Origin of the sequence: Pseudidiomarina planktonica, from assembly GCF_900177775.1 — a bacterium.
Lineage (GTDB): Bacteria > Pseudomonadota > Gammaproteobacteria > Enterobacterales > Alteromonadaceae > Pseudidiomarina > Pseudidiomarina planktonica.
Genome location: NZ_FXWH01000001.1, coordinates 861,264 through 877,802 on the forward strand (window position 1 = coordinate 861,264; position 16,539 = coordinate 877,802).

The window sequence follows — 16,539 nt, forward strand, 5'->3', positions numbered from 1 at the left end:
AAAGCCGACGTTGATAAATCATATAGTGAGTTTATCAAAGCCGGCTTGATACCGCTGTGAACTGCGGTAAAAGGTGGTTAGGACGCGCTAGAATTCACCGCGAATACCTATGGTCAGATTACGTCCTCGTACTGGCGCATCGTCTTTTAAGAACGAGGTATGCACAAAGCCCAGCTCATCGGTCAGGTTTTCAGCTTTTACATACAGGCTTAGTTGATGCCGCGCAGACCACCCCGGATAGTAATTAAAGCTGGCATTAACCAGGTTAAAGCTGTCCGTAGTTGTTTCGTTATCGGCAACGCGATTTTGTGCACCGTAGTAGGTCATTCCTAACGTGGTATCCCAGTTCGCTGCGGCATAGGTGATATCAGTACCAATACGCTGTGCCGGAATACGTGGCAGGTTGCCGCCATCACGCAAATGAGCGCGGGTGAAATCACTGAAGGCACTGAGTTTCCAGGCATCAGTTATGTCCCAGGCCGCTTCCAGTTCATACCCGTACAAATCGACATCGGCCTGCGCATAGGCAATAACTGGCAAGGCATCGTCATGACTATGTTCGTCGTGACCTGGCTCGTCATGGCCATCTGTGTGTTCGTCTTCCTGATGCAAGTCAACGTTATCAACACCGGTGTTGGCACCGTATACAAAGTCATTCACGCGGTTGTAGAACACATTAAACTGCAAATGAAACGCATCGTTTTCGTAGTGCACACCTAAGTCGACATTGTTTGAGCTCTCGATTTGTGGTGCCTGATGGGCGGTTTCAACATGATACTCGTGCTCGCCTTCCTCGTGCAGCTCATAACCAAGTCCCAGCTCGTAGGTGCGGGTAGCAAAATGAGCGCCGTTGGAAAATAGCTCGTTCGCTGATGGTGCGCGCTCGGCGTGACTGAAGTTCACGGCAAGGTTCAGGTGGTCGGTGAGCGGACGCGTGAAGCCGGCGGACAGTGAGAACGGATTGAAGGTTTCACTGCCGGCTGCGGTAGTTACGTCAACGTCTTCGTAACGCGCACCAATTTGCCAGTTATAGTTACCGAAGCTCTGCTCGCCCAGCCAGAACAAGCCGTGTCTGGTAGTTTCTGAGCTTGGTGTAAAGGCTTCCTCGCCCAGTGCACCCTGATCGCTATCGAAACTGTGCAGGCCAACGGCACCATCCCAACCAGCAATAGGCTGATGGCGAGCACTTAAGCGCAACTCGCGTTGTTGGTTGGTGAAGGTAGTTGCGGGCAGGCCATCTTCAATTTCACTATGCTGGTAATCGGTATAACCAATTTTTAATTCTAACTGGCGTACAAAACCGTCGTTAAAGTTCCAGCCACCCAAAATCTGAAAACGGTTTTGGGTTAAGTCAGCAAACGGGCCTGCTTCTTCCTCGGCATGCTCTTCACCTTCGTGCTCTTCTTCGCCATGTTCTTCTTCATGATGAGCGTGACCAGGAATACCGTACTCCTGCTCCAAACGGCCATACGAAAAACCAATATAAGAGGTTTCGGTTACGTGGCTTAAACCAATGTTGCCGCCTTTGGCATCAATAAAGGTATTTTCCACGGTATCCCCGGTTTCACCTTCATTGTTGGTGAATTCAGGTACTTCGTAGTCGTCGCTGGTGCGGGTAAAACCGTCTAAGTGTAATACGACACTGCCGTTACCTGCGTTGATTCCACCATACACATTCTCAGTGTTGGCGGCGGTATCAGTACTCACCCCGTAACGACCTGTTACGCCGCTCAGCGGCTGCTTGGCAATACGGTTATCAACTACGTTTACCACGCCACCGATAGCACCACTGCCGTATAGCAGGGTAGCGGGGCCGCGCAGTATTTCTACTTGAGTGGCGGTGCTGGTTTCAGTGGTTACCGCATGGTCCGGGCTGCCCCGGGAAACATCGGCAGTGTCCAGGCCATTTTGAGTGATTTTTACGCGTGGGCCATCAAGGCCACGAATAATTGGTGAGCCGGCAACATTGGCAAAGTGCGTATTATTAATGCCAGGCTCAGTACTTAAGGTTTCACCCAGAGTATGCGCGTTCTTTTCGCGCAGTTCGTCACCAGTTAATACACTCACCGGTTGCGCCGAGTTTAATTGATTGCGCTCAAGCGGTGTGGCGGTTACCACTATGACTTCGGTGGGGGCGGCATGGTCATGTTCATTATCAACCTCAGCTTGGGCAACAGCAGCGGTGCTGGCACAAACACTGGCAATAGCTATTGCTAAACGGGACAGACAAAGTTTATTCGATGGCATACAAAAGGACTCCGGTTCAATTTGTTATAGTATAACATTACATGCGCGGGGATCAGGATGCAACCCGTGGAATAAAAAAAAGCCGCAGTGCTGGTGCTCAGTTGCTGGCTTGGGTAGACTCAGAGCGAAACCTAATTATTTTATAACAATAGCGAGAACGTCCATGGGATTGGGAACTAACTTACTAAACTTTAGCTGGCATAAGCTGGCCATTGGCTCGGCTGTGGCGATGACTTTAACAGCTTGTGGTGCACAAGAAATTGCAGCCGAAAAACCGTCTGCCAGTGCTACAGCTATTCAGGCACACCTAGAGTTTTTAGCCAGTGACGAAATGGCCGGCCGTGATACCGGCAGCCGCGGCCATGAAATTGCCTCGCAGTACATTGCGACTGAATTTAAACGCCTGGGTCTGGAACCAGCCGGTGACGACGGCACTTATTACCAGCGCATTCAATTTCGGAAAAGCTTCCTGAAAGAACGTAGTGCCGGGTTATCAATTCACCGCGGTGATGAAACTATTGAACTGGATTATCCGAAGCAATTTATTATGGGCCCCAGCTCTGTTACTGAACGTGATGAACTGACAGCACCCTTAGTATTTGTTGGTTACGGTATGGTGTCGGAAACTTTCGGTATTGATGACTACGCTGGTTTAGATGTAGACGGCAAAATTGTGGTTATGCTTACCGGACGTCCGGAAGAACTGCCAAGCGAAGAAGCTGCTCATTTATCTTCTATTAAAGGTGAGTTAGCAGCTGAGCGTGGTGCGGTTGGTATTCTTACCGTGCACACGCCGCAACGTGAAGAAGTGCGTAGCTATGAAACCAGCATGTTATATCTGAATGTGCCAACCGTGCGCTGGTTAAATGACGCCGGTGAACCGCATAGCCGCTACGATACTATTGCTGCTACCGCTTATGTTGATGACGCTGCTGCTGAAGCTTTGTTCGCGAACAGCCAAATGACCTTAGCGGATATTTTCACGCAGTTGGAAAACAACGAGTCGCCGAAAGGCTTTGCCATGGATGTAAGCGCGACCTTGAAGCGCGAGTCACGTCATGAGCAGGTAAGTAGCCCGAACGTTGCTGCGGTGTTGCCTGGTTCTGATCCTGAACTGCGCGATGAGTATTTGGTGTATACCGCGCACTCAGACCATATTGGTGTGAGTAAAGATTTAAGCGGTGACGACAACATCAATAACGGTGCTATGGATAACGCCGCTGGTGTGTCTGTGATGTTAGAAACAGCGCGGATGTTTGTTGAGTCGGAGCAAAAACCACAGCGCTCGGTCATGTTCCTGGCGGTTACGGCGGAAGAACGCGGCTTGTTAGGCGCGGACTACTTCGCACATAATCCAACAGTACCAATGGCGAATATTGTTGCCAACGTGAACCTGGATATGCCGGTACTGCTTTATGATTTTGCTGATGTTATTGCCTTTGGCGCCAATCACTCAACTTTAGGTGACACCGTTGCCGCAGCGGCCGCTGAGTACGATATTGAGTTGAGCCCGGATCCTATGCCTGAGCAGGCTATTTTCACCCGCTCAGATCACTACACTCTGGTGAAGAAAGGGGTACCAGCCGTATTCTTAATGACGGGTTTTACCTCCAAGAATCCGGATGAAGATGGTGGCAAGGTTTGGGGTGAGTTTTTCGCGAAGCATTACCACCGCCCAAGCGATGAACCTAGCCTGCCGATTCGTTATGAATCCGGTGCACTGTTTACCGATATTAACTTTGCTATTGGGCAACGTATTGCCAATGATGAACAGCGCCCGCAGTGGTTGTCTGATTCATTTTTTGGTAAAGTATTCGGACAAGGTGACAGCGTCGCTACTGCGAACTAACCTTATTAGTCTTTGAAACAGCCGGAGCTCTCGCTCCGGCTTTTTTATGACTAAATTTTGAGGGAAAGTTGATCTTGTTCTTTACGATTATAGTACTAAGAACATGGCAATTATTCCGGTTTAACCATTACATTTTAGAAAGGTCTGATTTTTAATGACAAATCCGCAAGTAAAAATCACACCGGCAATGCCGGATGAGGAATTTTTACGAACATTAGTTCAGGCTGTTGCCGGTGAGGTAGAGGTTGAATGTGACCATACCTGCCACTTGCGTCTGGCATGGTTAAATTTGCGCAGTAAGCCGTGGCCGATTGCGCTGGCCGATACCTGCGAAGTGTTAAAGGCGCTGCCTGAGCATAGTGGTGGCGGTAAGGCTTATCATCACACGCTAACCGTGGCTTCGTTGCGTTTGATTTTGCAGCGAATTAAGCATCATGACAATGACGATTTTGAGAGTTTCCTGGCAGCTTACCCCGAGCTTCGGGCCGACTTCCGTCAACTGATAAAAAACTATTATAGCGATGAACATTTAGAGCGGCGCAGTGCCCGGGTTGCTTTTGTAAGCCCGGACAAACGCGCGCTTGATGGTTAGTTGCTAAATACTTACCGCCTGCCGGCCTAACTAAATAGGCGATCCCGGCGGTAAGCTTACTGGCGTGAAATCATCCGGCCAGTGACCTTCTTCCAATACCGCTTTAAGACGATCTGCCAGAAACCCTGCATAGGTTGACTCTGCTTCGGTTAAACGCTGCTGTTGCTGCTTCAGAAAGCCGTGCAACTGTGCTCTCACTTCTGCGCCTAAGGTTTTATCCTGATAAGTCTGGGCAATGTGAAACAGGGTTACGTAGGCTATCCGTTGCGCTGTAACAGTACCTTCAGCGGCGGTAGCTGGCGCAATAATCTGAGTTGAAAGTTCATTCAGTACGGCAGCAGGAGCCGGTATGCCGTCATTGTGCTGGTGCTGCAGCGCTAATCTATTCAGGCGCTCAGGCTGTAACAGCAAGGTTAGTCCGGCGCTGGCGGCAGCTTCAGCCATAGTTACTACGTCGGGAATCAATCCCATTCTGCCACTGAAGCGTTCGCGGTTACTATCGTCGCCGTAACTCAGTGGTACCAGGAGCTGCTGAATCTTGCCTGAAACGGTCAGCGTATCGGGATGAATAGCACGGATCATTTGGGTTAACGCCAACTTCTGTTGACGGCTGTTCACCGGACGATAATCCAGGTTGTCCTCGCCTTTTACATAGTAACTATAATTAACGCCACCAAGCATCTTCACCGCGGCCTCAATTTGGTAGCGGTGTAATGCATACATAGGCACAAACAGCTCGTGCAGGCGACTAACTGGTTCACCGGCGGGCAATACATCTAAATCAAAATTGGCGAGTACTTGTTCGCGAATATCCAAAATCCGCTCTAATTCAGTAACAGCATCACTGCCGTTGTCCCACAAGTGCGCTTCCGGATGAGCCCCGCTAGCCGGACGCGCATCACGGTCGGAAATGAAGGTTAAGCCCAGCGCACGATTCTCTCGCAAAATAGTTTCCAGCGACTGGGTGCCTTTATTGTCACCGTAACCATAAGCAATAACTTGTTTGTCCCACAAACCAATTTCATTGGTGTAAGACGCACTTAAACCAATACCGTTGTCTTGCGTATTCAGGCTTAATAACGGATGTGGATAGTCCATTACCGATGCGCGGTCATGCGCGCTGGCGGCAAAGTTGTGGGCAATTCCCAGCGTGTGGCCAATTTCATGGGCCGATAACTGTCGAATACGGGCTAGCGCCATCGCTTCTACCTGCGCTTCAATCGTTTCGCTTTGGTCAGCGCTGGCGGCGTCGGCGTAGGGCTTTAACAGCGCCTGAGCTATACGCATGTCCTGTCGAACCCGCAGCGACCCCAGGGTAACGTGACCTTTAATGATTTCACCGGTACGCGGGTCGGTTACGGACGAGCCGTATGACCAGCCGCGGGTGGCACGATGAACCCATTGAATGACGTTGTAGCGAACATCCATAGGATCAGCATTTTCGGGTAACACTTTGATCTGAAATGCATCGTCGTAGCCAATAGCGTTGAAAGCCTCATTCCACCAGCGTCCGCCTTCAAGCAGAGCAGTACGAACCGGCTCCGGAGCACCCGGATCCAGATAGTACACAATAGGTTCTACCGCTTCGCTACGTTCGGCGTTGGGGTTCTTTTTGTGTAAGCGGTGGCGCGGAATGAATTGCTTGCGCATGGGTTCGCCTAAGGGTGCTGCATAGTCCACGTAGTCCATTGACCAATAACCGCTGTTCGGATGAAACTCGCGTGGCTCGAAGCCGTCGTCGGGCAGGCGTACCAATGAATGGCGTAAATGCACAGTCAGCGCTTGTGCATCCGGCGCAACCTGGCGCACAAAGCGTCCTTCAGGACTACCCACGAAGGTTACCGTGGCTTCCAGTTCAGTATTATCAACAAAAGCTTTGCTGCGCGGCGGATAGACCATAGAGCGTTCGGTACTGACTTGGTACTGGCCCTGATCGGTGCGCTTTAAACGTTCGGCAATGCCATGAGTATCGCTGAGCAAATACGGGGTGTAGTCAATCAGCACCTGCTGGTCGTTATGTGCCACCACGTTAAAGCCCCACAGCACAGAGTTGGCAAAAGCCTCGGTCACACTTTGGCGTTCGGCCTGATTGTCGGTAACAGCTTTGTATTTGGTGTTTTGCTCTTGCAGTAATACTTTATGGTTGCTCACCACAAACTCAACCACCCGGGTAGAACCCAATTGGCCGCGGTCTAAACCTATATCGTTTGAACCCAGCCCACGCGGCATACTGGTTTGCAGTAGCAAAGGTTCGGCTGTACGAGGGACCGCTAAATAATAATTGCCAGTAGCAGTGTCATGATAAAACGTATAAAAACCCTGCTGACGGGTCATGCCTTCGGTAAATGTTGCCACATTTACTGCAGCTTCAGGCTTCGAGTTGCTCTGCGCCATGGCATGCATAGGCAGGCTAAAGCTCAGGAATAAAATGGTTATAATGAGTCGTTTCATGTCTGCTGGCTTCTACTGTATGGTGATGATAATGGTGACATTTCGGTGATTTAAGCCGAAGCTAAGTTACCCATTTAAGAACTCAAAACGTTAGCACAGAATGATTAGGGAACCTAACCCATGCTCACTTCAATAACTGCACCTTTTATCGTAGATTCGCGCTTAAACGCCGATACCCACCCAGTTGGCGACTGGCCGTTATCCCGGTTGCTACTGTTTAATGATTGTCGCTATGACTGGCTGGTGCTGGTGCCCAGAGTAGCTGAGGTTACCGAATGGGTGCAGCTAAGTGAGGTACAACAGGAGCAGTTGTGGCGTGAGTCCCGTTGCTTGAGCGAGGTATTGTTAGCGTGCAGTGACGCCAGCAAATTGAATATTGGTGCGCTTGGCAATGTGGTTAGTCAGTTGCATATTCATCATGTGATGCGACATCACGGCGATGCCGCCTGGCCTGGCCCAGTGTGGGGGCATAGCCCGGCGCAGCCTTATACTACTGAGGCTTTATCAGCTCGCGCGCAATACTGGCGCGAGCAGTTGCGTGACTCAAGCCAGCCGGTCGGCCAGCTCCTCCAGAATTTGTAAACACCATTTCTCAATGCGCTGGTCACTGAGCTCATATTGCGAGTCTTCATCCAGCGCCAACCCGACAAAGTAGTTGTCGTTGTCGGTTAAGGCTTTTGAGGCAGCGAATTCATAGTCGTCGCCATTCGGCCAGAAACCAATGCGTTCGCAACCCAGCGGTAGCAGTTCGTCATGCAGCATGCCCAGCGCATCCTGAAACCAGTCGGTGTAGCCAACCTGATCGCCCATGCCGTACAGCGCCACAATTTTGCCATTCAGATTTAACTGCTTAATGTCGTCCCATTGGCTTTCCCAGTCTTCCTGAATTTCGCCGAAATCCCAGGTGGACAGACCAAAAATAAGGATGTCGTAAGTTTCGGCCAGAGTTAAAGGGTCGTCTTTAATATTGTGCAGGCTGACCAGCTCGGCACCAATTTGGTCGCGAATTTTCTCCGCGGCAATTTCGGTGTAGCAGGTGGTTGACCCATAAAATAATCCGATTTTCATCGATTAAGTAACTCCATTGGCAATAGCAGGCGCTCGGGTTAGTGCCGGTGAGGCTGATTTTTATAGTGTAACAAAAGCAGCTGCGCTGGTGGCATGATATACTCAATTTTTTCTGCAACGGATTGGTTTTGAACGATGAATTTTGACGAGTTAGTAGGCCGTCTTGAGCCTGTTTTTGATGAAGCAGTAACTAGTGGTGATGATGACGAATTGTTTGCCAGCGGCTATTTACGCGGGCATTTTGATTTGGTGGTGGCTAAGCTTGAGTTAGCCGAGAAAACCGATGCCGACGTGCTGTTACCCGCCGTGGAAGCGTCCTTGAATGCTACTAAGCACGAACTGGCACCAACCGACCAGCAGCATGTTAAAGATATGCTTGAACGATTACGTCAACGGGCGACGCTGTAACCGCTCGGGACGCAACCGGTGCAACAGCGATTGCGCCAGTGGTAAGGGTTCGGCCAGTAACTGCGAGGTTAGTAATTCAGCCGCCAGTGGCGCGCTGGTAAAGCCACGCGAGCCCAGCCCGCCGATGACATACAAACCGCTCTGCAGAGCTCCTACCACGGGCAAATGGTCGCGGGTAGTAGAGCGAACGGCGGCACGTTGACCGGCTACTGCAAAATCCTGTTGCCAAACCTTTCCCGGCAATTGTTGCTGCAAGGTTTTAATATTCTCGGCATCATCGGCGGCACGCACCGCCGTGTTGTCGTCGTCGCGCTGGAAAGTAGCACCGACACATTGCAAGCCGTCATGCGGCGGTGTTACATACCCTTTGTAGCAAATAACCTGCTGCTGATGTTGACGCTCAGCACTGGCTTTCACCAGAGTGACCTGACCACGAACGTTCTGCAACGCCAGATCAAACTTCTCTAACAGTGCTTTGTTGCCGGCTCCGGCGGCTAAAATCACCGTTGCGGTCTGAATTTGGCTGCCATCGGCACAGTTAAGTTGCCAGCCTTCAGCGGTTTTAACCAAATCGACAATACGTTGTTGTACCACCTGCGCCTCGGCATCATGCAGGCACTGTTGTACCAATGATTGTGGCTGCAGCCAGCCGCCGGTAGGGTAATGCAAACCCCCTGCGGCGAGTGTGGTTGCAGTGACGGTATCGGGCTCGAGCTGACTACTGAGGTTCTGTACTAATTCCTTGCTGTATAAGTTATCTGCTACTTTGCGATAGCGCTTTTCACGTTCAGGATTTACCGCAATCTGACTCACGCCGTGCCAGTGCGTGATGGCGCTAAATTGACTGCGGTACAGCCGCTGGGCAAAGGTAAAAGCGCTTACGTAGAACTCACTGGTAGGGCTGCGTTCGGCCTGTAACAGCGGGTAACAGGCGGCTTGATGATTGCCGGAGGCCGCGTCAGCAATACCTTCGCTGACTATGATAGAAGTAACGCCACGTTGTGCCAGCGCTCGTGCCGTTAAGGTAGCGGCAATACCGCCACCAATAATAACTGGCGATTCAGTCAGAACCTTGCGCTCTGCTGTGGCTTCAGCAGGCTGCACCTGGCCGTAAAGCATTTCGCGCTTAACCCCAAAGCCTTTGTGCTTGTATACTTTGCAATTTGCTGCCTGCAGGCCGCGCTTAACGGCTCCGGCAGCGGTGAAAGTAGCAAAGGTGCAACCGCTGCGGGCACTTACTGCCATTGCCTGAAACAGTTCCGGTTGCCACATGCGCGGATTCTTATCGGGTGTAAAACCATCTAAAAACCAGGCATCAATGGTGTTTTCGGCGCCTGGCAACCAGTCGGGGAGTGTATCTACAATGTCACCAAGCCATAAATCTAACGTTATGCGGTGACGTTGATTCGCTGTAATGCTCTCTAGCAACAATCGATGGCAGCCGCTTTCCGCCGGCGGGTATAGCGATAATAGTTGCTCGGCGTAGCTAGCCAATTCCGGAAAGTTTGCCAGTGACCGGCGTAAATCTGTTAAGCTAAGCGGGTGTTTTTCAAACGAAATAAAATGTAAATGCATGGCGCGGTCAGCATTCTCGACCATGCTTTGCCAGGTACTTAAAAAATTTAAACCGGTGCCAAAGCCTGATTCAGCAACGCGAAAATCGGCGTGAAGGTGACTTTGCCAGCGCCCGGGTAATCCATTTTGGGTTAAAAAAACGTAACGGCTTTCAGCTAACCCTGCTTCTGGGTTAAAATAAATGTCATCAAAGTGTTGTGAAACTGGCACACCGGTCTCACTATAATAAACGTCAGCAGGGGTAGTCGCGGTCACGTAATTTTACCTTTAAGGGGAAACCTTTAAAATGAAGCCCTTGGAATGAACAATTAGAATCGCTCAACCAGCGCGAAGTGTAGCAAAGCAGACCACTTTTTTATACATTTCCGCTACCATGTACGAGCGCCATAGGAACACAGGACGGACGAATGAAAAGAGCAGTGATTACCGGTATGGGCATTGTCTCAAGTATCGGTTTAAACCAACAGGAAGTACTCGAATCTCTACAGCAAGGCCGCTCAGGAATCACTTTCTCTGAGGAATTTGCAGAGAAAGGCTTGCGTTGCCAAGTGTGGGGGAATGTTAAAACCAATCCTCAGGATCACATTGACCGTAAAGCCTATCGCTTTATGGGCGATGCTGCTGCTTATGCCTACATGGCAATGGAGCAAGCTATTGCTGATGCCGGCTTAACTGAAGAACAAGTATCGAACCCGCGTACCGGCCTGGTAGTAGGTTCCGGTGGCGCTTCTGGTGAACACCAGGTAGCGGCCGCCGACACTTTGCGTGAACGTGGTGTGAAACGGGTTGGACCATACATGGTTCCGCGTTGCATGGCGTCTACTACCTCTGCTTGTTTGGCTACCCCATTTAAAATTAAGGGTGTGAACTATTCTATTAGTTCTGCTTGTGCAACCTCGGCGCATTGTATTGGTCATGCACTTGAGCTGATTCAGTTCGGTAAACAAGATCGCGTATTTGCCGGTGGTGGTGAAGAGCTGCACTGGACTCTGGGCATGGAATTTGATGCCATGGGCGCGCTAAGCACTAAGTACAATGAAACCCCTGATAAAGCATCACGTACCTATGACGCCGATCGCGACGGATTCGTTCCTGCTGGCGGTGGCGGCATTCTGGTGATCGAAGAATTAGAAACTGCGTTAGCTCGCGGCGCCACTATTTATGGTGAAATCGTTGGCTACGGTGCTACTTCAGATGGCTACGATATGGTGGCTCCATCGGGTGAAGGCGCAGTGCGTTGCATGGAAATGGCCATGGCTACTGTGGATACTCCGGTTGATTATCTGAACACGCACGGAACTAGTACTCCGGTTGGCGATGTGAAAGAACTTGAAGCGGTTCGTGCCGTGTTCGGTGATAACACACCTTACATGAGTGCAACCAAAGCCATGACGGGTCATGCCTTAGGTGCAGCTGGCGTTCATGAAGCTATATTTTCACTGTTAATGTTGAAAAATGACTTTGTAGCACCTTCTATCAATATCGAAAATCTTGATGAAGCGGCTAAGGGCATGAACATTGTGCGCGAATCTAAATCAGCCAAGCTAAACACTGTAATGTCGAACAGCTTTGGCTTCGGTGGTACCAATGCCACCCTGGTTATGCGTCGTTACACCGACTAATCAGTTGCTGCCGAACAGGCACTCTAAGATCTCGTAAAGAAGCGTAACAGGAAGCCTAACTTCTGTTACGCTTTCTTTTTATGGAGAAAAGAAAACTTTGGCGCCTATGAACATTCTTGCGGATGCGAATATTCCTCAAGTTGAAAAACTATTTGAACAATTTGGCCAGGTGAACCTGTTTTCGTCACGGCAACCGCCGTCCGAGCAATTGGCCGATGCGCAGGTGTTGCTGGTACGGTCGGTTACTCAGGTAAATAGTGCCTTGCTACAGCAAGCTCCAAAGCTCACCTTTGTTGGCACCGCCACTATTGGGGTGGAACACGTTGATCAAGCGGCGCTGCAGCAACGTCATATTCAGTTTGCCAGTGCGCCCGGGGCCAACGCGGCCGCTGTTGGCAATTACGTATTAAGCGCTACTGTGGAAATGTTGCTGGCGCAGGGTAAGTGTGAATTACCCACCGGCAACGCGGTCATTATTGGTGCTGGCCATACCGGCACTGCAGCGGGTAAACGCTTAAGTGGGCTTGGTTATCAGGTAAGTTATTATGACCCACCGCTGTTAGCTGATAATAATGCCGCCAGACCGGTAGGCTGCGATCTTCATGCCGACTGGCAGCGGGTATTGGAAGCTGACCTGATCAGCTGTCATGTGCCATTACAGGATGAGGGGCAATATCCAACCCGACATTTGTGGCAAGCCGACTCGCTGCAACAGTTGAAATCCGATTGTTTATTTATCAACGCTTCCCGCGGCGCGGTGGTAGCAGAGCAGGATTTGCTGCAAACTTTAGCGGCCAATGGGCCTATGGTGACCCTGGATGTATGGGAACATGAACCACAATTAAATAGCGAGTTAGTAGCGCAAGTAGCCTTAGCTACGCCGCATATAGCCGGACATAGCTTAGAAGGTAAAGTAGGCGGCGCTTACAGTTTGTATGGGACTTTTTGTAAAGTACAAAAATGCTCCCCAGAGCTTAGTCTGCAAGCGTTACTGCCAAAAGCCAACCAGTCAGTTATCGAAATAGCAGTACCACCTGACTTGCAAACACTGGCAACATGGTTAAGAGCCATTTATGATATTCGCAATGATGATAAACTTTTACGTGATAGTGAGTTAACTGCAGCAGCATTCGATAATCTGCGCAAGAACTATCAGGTAAGGCGTGAACTTAGTGTACAAAGTGTTACGGGCGAGTTGCTGCAAGGTGATTCCGGGGGTGCTAAAAAATGGCGCCAGCGCTTTGAGTACATGGGTTTTCACGTACAAACAACGAAAGCTGAGTAAGTAGTTACTTGGCGCAGTTTTATAAAACATAGGAGATAGCATGGCGCGTGCGTTTAATGTAGCGGTTTTGGGTGCAACTGGTTTGGTCGGTCAGCAGATGATGGATATTCTGGCCGAACGAGATTTCCCGGTAGCCCGTTTGTTTCCGCTGGCCAGCAGTCGGTCTGCCGGAGCTACGGTTAGCTTTAACGGCGAAGATTTGACGGTTGAAGACGCCGAAGGCTTTGATTGGTCGCAAGTGGAACTGGCGTTTTTCTCCGCTGGCGGTTCTATCTCCAAGATTTATGCTCCGCGTGCAGCGGAAGCCGGCTGTGTGGTTATCGATAACACCTCTGAGTTTCGCTACGAACCTGATATTCCATTAGTAGTGCCGGAAGTGAACGCGCATGCATTAGCAGATTTCCGTAATCGCAATATTATTGCCAACCCAAATTGCTCAACCATTCAAATGATGGTGGCGCTGAAACCTATTCATGATGCGGTAGGTATTGAGCGTATTAACGTTGCCACTTACCAGTCCGTATCAGGTGCTGGTAAGGAAGCGATGGAAGAGTTAGCCAAACAGACCGCCGCCTTGTTAAATGGCCGTGAAGTTGAAACTGAAGCTTTCTCACGCCAAATCGCGTTTAACTGTATTCCACAAATTGATGTATTTATGGACAATGACTACACCAAGGAAGAAATGAAAATGGTGTGGGAAACCCAGAAAATTATGGGTGATAACAATATTCGGGTGAACGCGACTGCGGTGCGAGTACCGGTATTTTTTGGTCATGCCGAAGCTTTACACATTGAAACCGAACAGCCGATTACCGCTGAGCATGCCTGTGAATTACTGCGTGCAGCGCCGGGCGTAACTTTGTTGGAGCAACGAGAAGAGTTCCCAACCCAGGTTAGCTCTGCAGCCGGTAAAGACAATGTGTTTGTAGGTCGGGTGCGCAATGATATCTCGCATCCGCAGGGTCTGAATTTATGGGTGGTGGCCGACAACATTCGTAAGGGTGCGGCTACCAACAGTATTCAAATTGCGGAGCATTTGATTCGCGATTACTTGTAAAGGTTTTACCTCAGCAGCCGTTATAACGATTAGCGGAAATCATAACGATTAAACGAACTGGTAGAACAGGGAATGACTCAATTTAGCGGGCGCATTATGAACAAACCTTCACTGCTGTTGTTAGCAGCCATCGCTGTGAGTGTGCCTGGCGCATACGCTCAGGAAGATGGAGTTGTCATTAAGGGTCCCAAAGGCTCGGAAGCAACCGATGTTCGTGTTGGGACCAAGCGTTATGGTCCTATTACCTCGGAAGATACGCTCTGGAGCATAGCCAGTCAGAATCGGCCGCATTCCAGTGTGTCAGTGAATCAAATGATGGCTGCTATTGTGGAAGCAAATCCACAGGCGTTTGTGAACGGCAACATGAACCGCATGTTGGATGGGTTTTATTTGCGTATTCCGAGCTTGCAGGAAATGCAAATGGTGAATCCAACGGCTGCGGCTCGCCAGCAGCAGTTAGATGATGCCCTGTTAGATAAAAGCGAAGACTTGCGCCGCGAACAGCAACGTATAGAAGAAGCTCGCAAAACTCAGGAGCAGTTGCTGACTGAGGCAAAATCCAAAGCGGAACAAACCATTGCCGAAGTGCGTTCAGCCCAGCAAGATGACTTCACTGCGCTGCGCGAGCAAGTGGCAGAGTCTATGGCTGCGGTGGAGAACCTTTACAACGAGAATACCCAGTTACAAGAACGTCTTCAACAACTCGATGAGCGGGTTGAAGCACTACAAGCTCACCTGGCTGAAGACGGCGAACTGCAAGTGCAGTTACAGCAAATACTGAATCAAAACGAACAAATTCTGAGTGATCAACGTGAGCGCGAGCAGCAACAAGATGAAACTGACTGGGTAGGGTGGTTGTCGCAACCGTTGAACCTGGCCCTGTTATCTTTGTTGCCGGCGCTGGCTATTCTGGTTGCGCTATACGCTATATTTGTGCGCCGTCGCTCCAGTAAAGACGATACTGAAGAAGCACAGCCAAAAAAAGGTAAGAAAGAACTTTCGGACGCTGAAGCTGCGGCACAACTGGAAGCCGAATTGTTAGCGGATCCGCTGCCTGATGACAGCAATGACCTGCTGGATATTGATGACGAGTTGGCTGACTTAGACACTCTGGATGATGAAGGTGACGATTTAAGTTCACTGGAAGACGAGCTTCTGGTGCCGGATCAGGATGACGAAGAAGCTGACGAAGGCGACCAACTGGTGCGTCTTGATGACGATCCTGATGCTGATAACGATCAGGACGACAGCGCTAAGAACAACGACGCTAGCGCAGACGATGACGAAGATATTAGTCAGGACGAGTTAGATCGTTTGCTGGCAGATGGCGACGATGATGACGATGTCGCTATTGATCTCGACCTTGATGATGATGAACTGGATGCTGACTCAGCGAGCGACAGCCCTGAGGAAGAGCCTGCTTCGGAAGAGGTTACTGATGATGAAACCGTTCCACAGGCTGACGCTGAAACAGACCAAACAACCACGTCGGAAGACGATGATGATGTTGATATCGATTCCATTTTGGCGGCAGAGCAAGCGCCGGCAGAGGATACTAATGCTTCGGCAGAAGCTGATGATGAGGCTGAAGACGAAGACTTACTGCCGGAGCTAGATGAGAACGAAGACAAGAACGACGACGAAGATTTTAGCATTGATGATGTATTCGATGAGTTAGGTATTGATGAGCAGCTCGATGGCGATGATGACGATGTTGATTTGGAGCAATTGCTATCGGAGTCGGATGAGCTGACCCAGGCGCAGACGGACAGTGAGCCAAGCGTGGATGCCGATGCATTAAACGAAGTTGATGCAGATGACAGTGACCCTGTTATTGGTGATACCGGTGATGACACCGATGCGGAGCCGGAACAGACTAAATCCGCTGAGCCGGCGACCACTGCGGTAGCTGATGCTGATGACAGTGACGATGTCAGCGATGATGATAGTGATGCGGCTAACACCGAAGAAAATGCTAAAGAGAGTGCTGAAGATACCTCTGAAGATAGTGCTGAAAAAAGTACTGAGGACGAAGCTCAGGACGAAGCTGACGCCAGCGCCGATACTAGTGAAGAAGACGAAGACTTCGTTGATATCGACACCTTAATTGATGAAGCTCAGGACGAAGAAAGCGACACTGACCCTTACGACAGCGATGCTGTTGGTGAAGTGCTTGGTGACACCGAAGACGATGGTGACGAAGTTCCGCTTGATGACGACGACAGCCCGTCGGCGCAACTTGATTTAGCACGCGCTTACATTGAAATGGACGATTTTGACGAAGCTCAGGTGTTGTTGGAAAAAATCATTGCGGCCGACGACGCAGACGAAGATATTGTAAAAGAAGCGAAACAGTTACAAGCGCGGTTAGATAGCTAGACAGGA

At 50.1% G+C, this 16,539-nt stretch carries 12 protein-coding genes; 8 read left to right on the plus strand and 4 right to left on the minus strand.

Features of this window, described 5'->3' with window-relative positions:
• Positions 1–87: 87 nt before the first annotated feature.
• On the minus strand, positions 88–2,247 hold the full coding sequence (locus CCE91_RS04030; RefSeq protein WP_086433963.1) for a TonB-dependent receptor: 2,160 nt from the start codon (positions 2,245–2,247) through the stop codon (positions 88–90).
• Positions 2,248–2,410: 163 nt separating this feature from the next.
• Between CCE91_RS04030 and CCE91_RS04035 the strand changes: the two genes are divergently transcribed.
• Together CCE91_RS04035 and CCE91_RS04040 are read left to right on the plus strand one after the other, a co-directional pair.
• A complete protein-coding gene (locus CCE91_RS04035; RefSeq protein WP_086433964.1) occupies positions 2,411–4,096 on the plus strand; it encodes a M28 family metallopeptidase in 1,686 nt (561 codons plus the stop codon).
• Between the two features lie 154 nt (positions 4,097–4,250).
• The gene (locus CCE91_RS04040; RefSeq protein ID WP_086433965.1) at positions 4,251–4,688 is read left to right on the plus strand and encodes a hypothetical protein; all 438 of its coding nucleotides are present in this window, start codon (positions 4,251–4,253) and stop codon (positions 4,686–4,688) included.
• Between the two features lie 30 nt (positions 4,689–4,718).
• Here CCE91_RS04040 and CCE91_RS04045 read toward each other — a convergent pair whose 3' ends face one another.
• On the minus strand, positions 4,719–7,139 hold the full coding sequence (locus CCE91_RS04045; protein ID WP_086433966.1) for a zinc-dependent metalloprotease: 2,421 nt from the start codon (positions 7,137–7,139) through the stop codon (positions 4,719–4,721).
• Positions 7,140–7,259: 120 nt separating this feature from the next.
• On the opposite strand from CCE91_RS04045, the gene CCE91_RS04050 reads away from it, so the two are divergent.
• The gene (locus tag CCE91_RS04050) at positions 7,260–7,721 is read left to right on the plus strand and encodes an HIT domain-containing protein (RefSeq protein ID WP_086433967.1); all 462 of its coding nucleotides are present in this window, start codon (positions 7,260–7,262) and stop codon (positions 7,719–7,721) included.
• Here the strand turns inward: CCE91_RS04050 and fldB are convergent.
• Positions 7,683–8,207, minus strand: coding sequence for a flavodoxin FldB (gene fldB, locus CCE91_RS04055; protein WP_086433968.1), 525 nt, complete (start codon positions 8,205–8,207; stop codon positions 7,683–7,685). The genes CCE91_RS04050 and fldB overlap by 39 nt on opposite strands.
• A gap of 135 nt (positions 8,208–8,342) precedes the next feature.
• Between fldB and CCE91_RS04060 the strand changes: the two genes are divergently transcribed.
• On the plus strand, positions 8,343–8,615 hold the full coding sequence (locus CCE91_RS04060) for a YfcL family protein (protein ID WP_086433969.1): 273 nt from the start codon (positions 8,343–8,345) through the stop codon (positions 8,613–8,615).
• Here CCE91_RS04060 and mnmC read toward each other — a convergent pair.
• Positions 8,592–10,445: a bifunctional tRNA (5-methylaminomethyl-2-thiouridine)(34)-methyltransferase MnmD/FAD-dependent 5-carboxymethylaminomethyl-2-thiouridine(34) oxidoreductase MnmC gene (gene mnmC, locus CCE91_RS04065; protein WP_086433970.1), complete on the minus strand. Its 1,854-nt coding sequence runs from the start codon at positions 10,443–10,445 to the stop codon at positions 8,592–8,594. The two genes, CCE91_RS04060 and mnmC, sit on opposite strands and share 24 nt — an antisense overlap.
• Positions 10,446–10,597: 152 nt before the next feature.
• Here mnmC and fabB point away from each other — a divergent pair, with 152 nt between their 5' ends.
• From fabB to CCE91_RS04085, 4 genes are all read left to right on the plus strand, one after another.
• Positions 10,598–11,812 (plus strand): beta-ketoacyl-ACP synthase I, encoded by a 1,215-nt coding sequence (fabB, locus tag CCE91_RS04070; protein WP_086433971.1) that lies wholly within the window; start codon positions 10,598–10,600, stop codon positions 11,810–11,812.
• A 106-nt stretch (positions 11,813–11,918) separates the two neighbouring features.
• The gene (locus tag CCE91_RS04075; protein WP_086433972.1) at positions 11,919–13,097 is read left to right on the plus strand and encodes a 4-phosphoerythronate dehydrogenase; all 1,179 of its coding nucleotides are present in this window, start codon (positions 11,919–11,921) and stop codon (positions 13,095–13,097) included.
• A gap of 40 nt (positions 13,098–13,137) precedes the next feature.
• Positions 13,138–14,154 (plus strand): aspartate-semialdehyde dehydrogenase, encoded by a 1,017-nt coding sequence (locus tag CCE91_RS04080; RefSeq protein ID WP_086433973.1) that lies wholly within the window; start codon positions 13,138–13,140, stop codon positions 14,152–14,154.
• A gap of 96 nt (positions 14,155–14,250) precedes the next feature.
• The gene (locus CCE91_RS04085) at positions 14,251–16,533 is read left to right on the plus strand and encodes a FimV/HubP family polar landmark protein (protein WP_159454933.1); all 2,283 of its coding nucleotides are present in this window, start codon (positions 14,251–14,253) and stop codon (positions 16,531–16,533) included.
• The last annotated feature ends 6 nt before the right edge of the window (positions 16,534–16,539 follow it).

Coding starts and splice junctions, on each gene's coding strand:
- CCE91_RS04045 (WP_086433966.1), bottom strand. CDS start 7,139: ATGAAACGACTCATTATAACCATTTTATTCCTGAGCTTTAGCCTGCCT.
- CCE91_RS04085 (WP_159454933.1), top strand. CDS start 14,251: ATGAACAAACCTTCACTGCTGTTGTTAGCAGCCATCGCTGTGAGTGTG.
- CCE91_RS04040 (WP_086433965.1), top strand. CDS start 4,251: ATGACAAATCCGCAAGTAAAAATCACACCGGCAATGCCGGATGAGGAA.
- CCE91_RS04035 (WP_086433964.1), top strand. CDS start 2,411: ATGGGATTGGGAACTAACTTACTAAACTTTAGCTGGCATAAGCTGGCC.
- CCE91_RS04075 (WP_086433972.1), top strand. CDS start 11,919: ATGAACATTCTTGCGGATGCGAATATTCCTCAAGTTGAAAAACTATTT.
- CCE91_RS04050 (WP_086433967.1), top strand. CDS start 7,260: ATGCTCACTTCAATAACTGCACCTTTTATCGTAGATTCGCGCTTAAAC.
- CCE91_RS04080 (WP_086433973.1), top strand. CDS start 13,138: ATGGCGCGTGCGTTTAATGTAGCGGTTTTGGGTGCAACTGGTTTGGTC.
- CCE91_RS04060 (WP_086433969.1), top strand. CDS start 8,343: ATGAATTTTGACGAGTTAGTAGGCCGTCTTGAGCCTGTTTTTGATGAA.
- fldB (WP_086433968.1), bottom strand. CDS start 8,207: ATGAAAATCGGATTATTTTATGGGTCAACCACCTGCTACACCGAAATT.
- CCE91_RS04030 (WP_086433963.1), bottom strand. CDS start 2,247: ATGCCATCGAATAAACTTTGTCTGTCCCGTTTAGCAATAGCTATTGCC.
- fabB (WP_086433971.1), top strand. CDS start 10,598: ATGAAAAGAGCAGTGATTACCGGTATGGGCATTGTCTCAAGTATCGGT.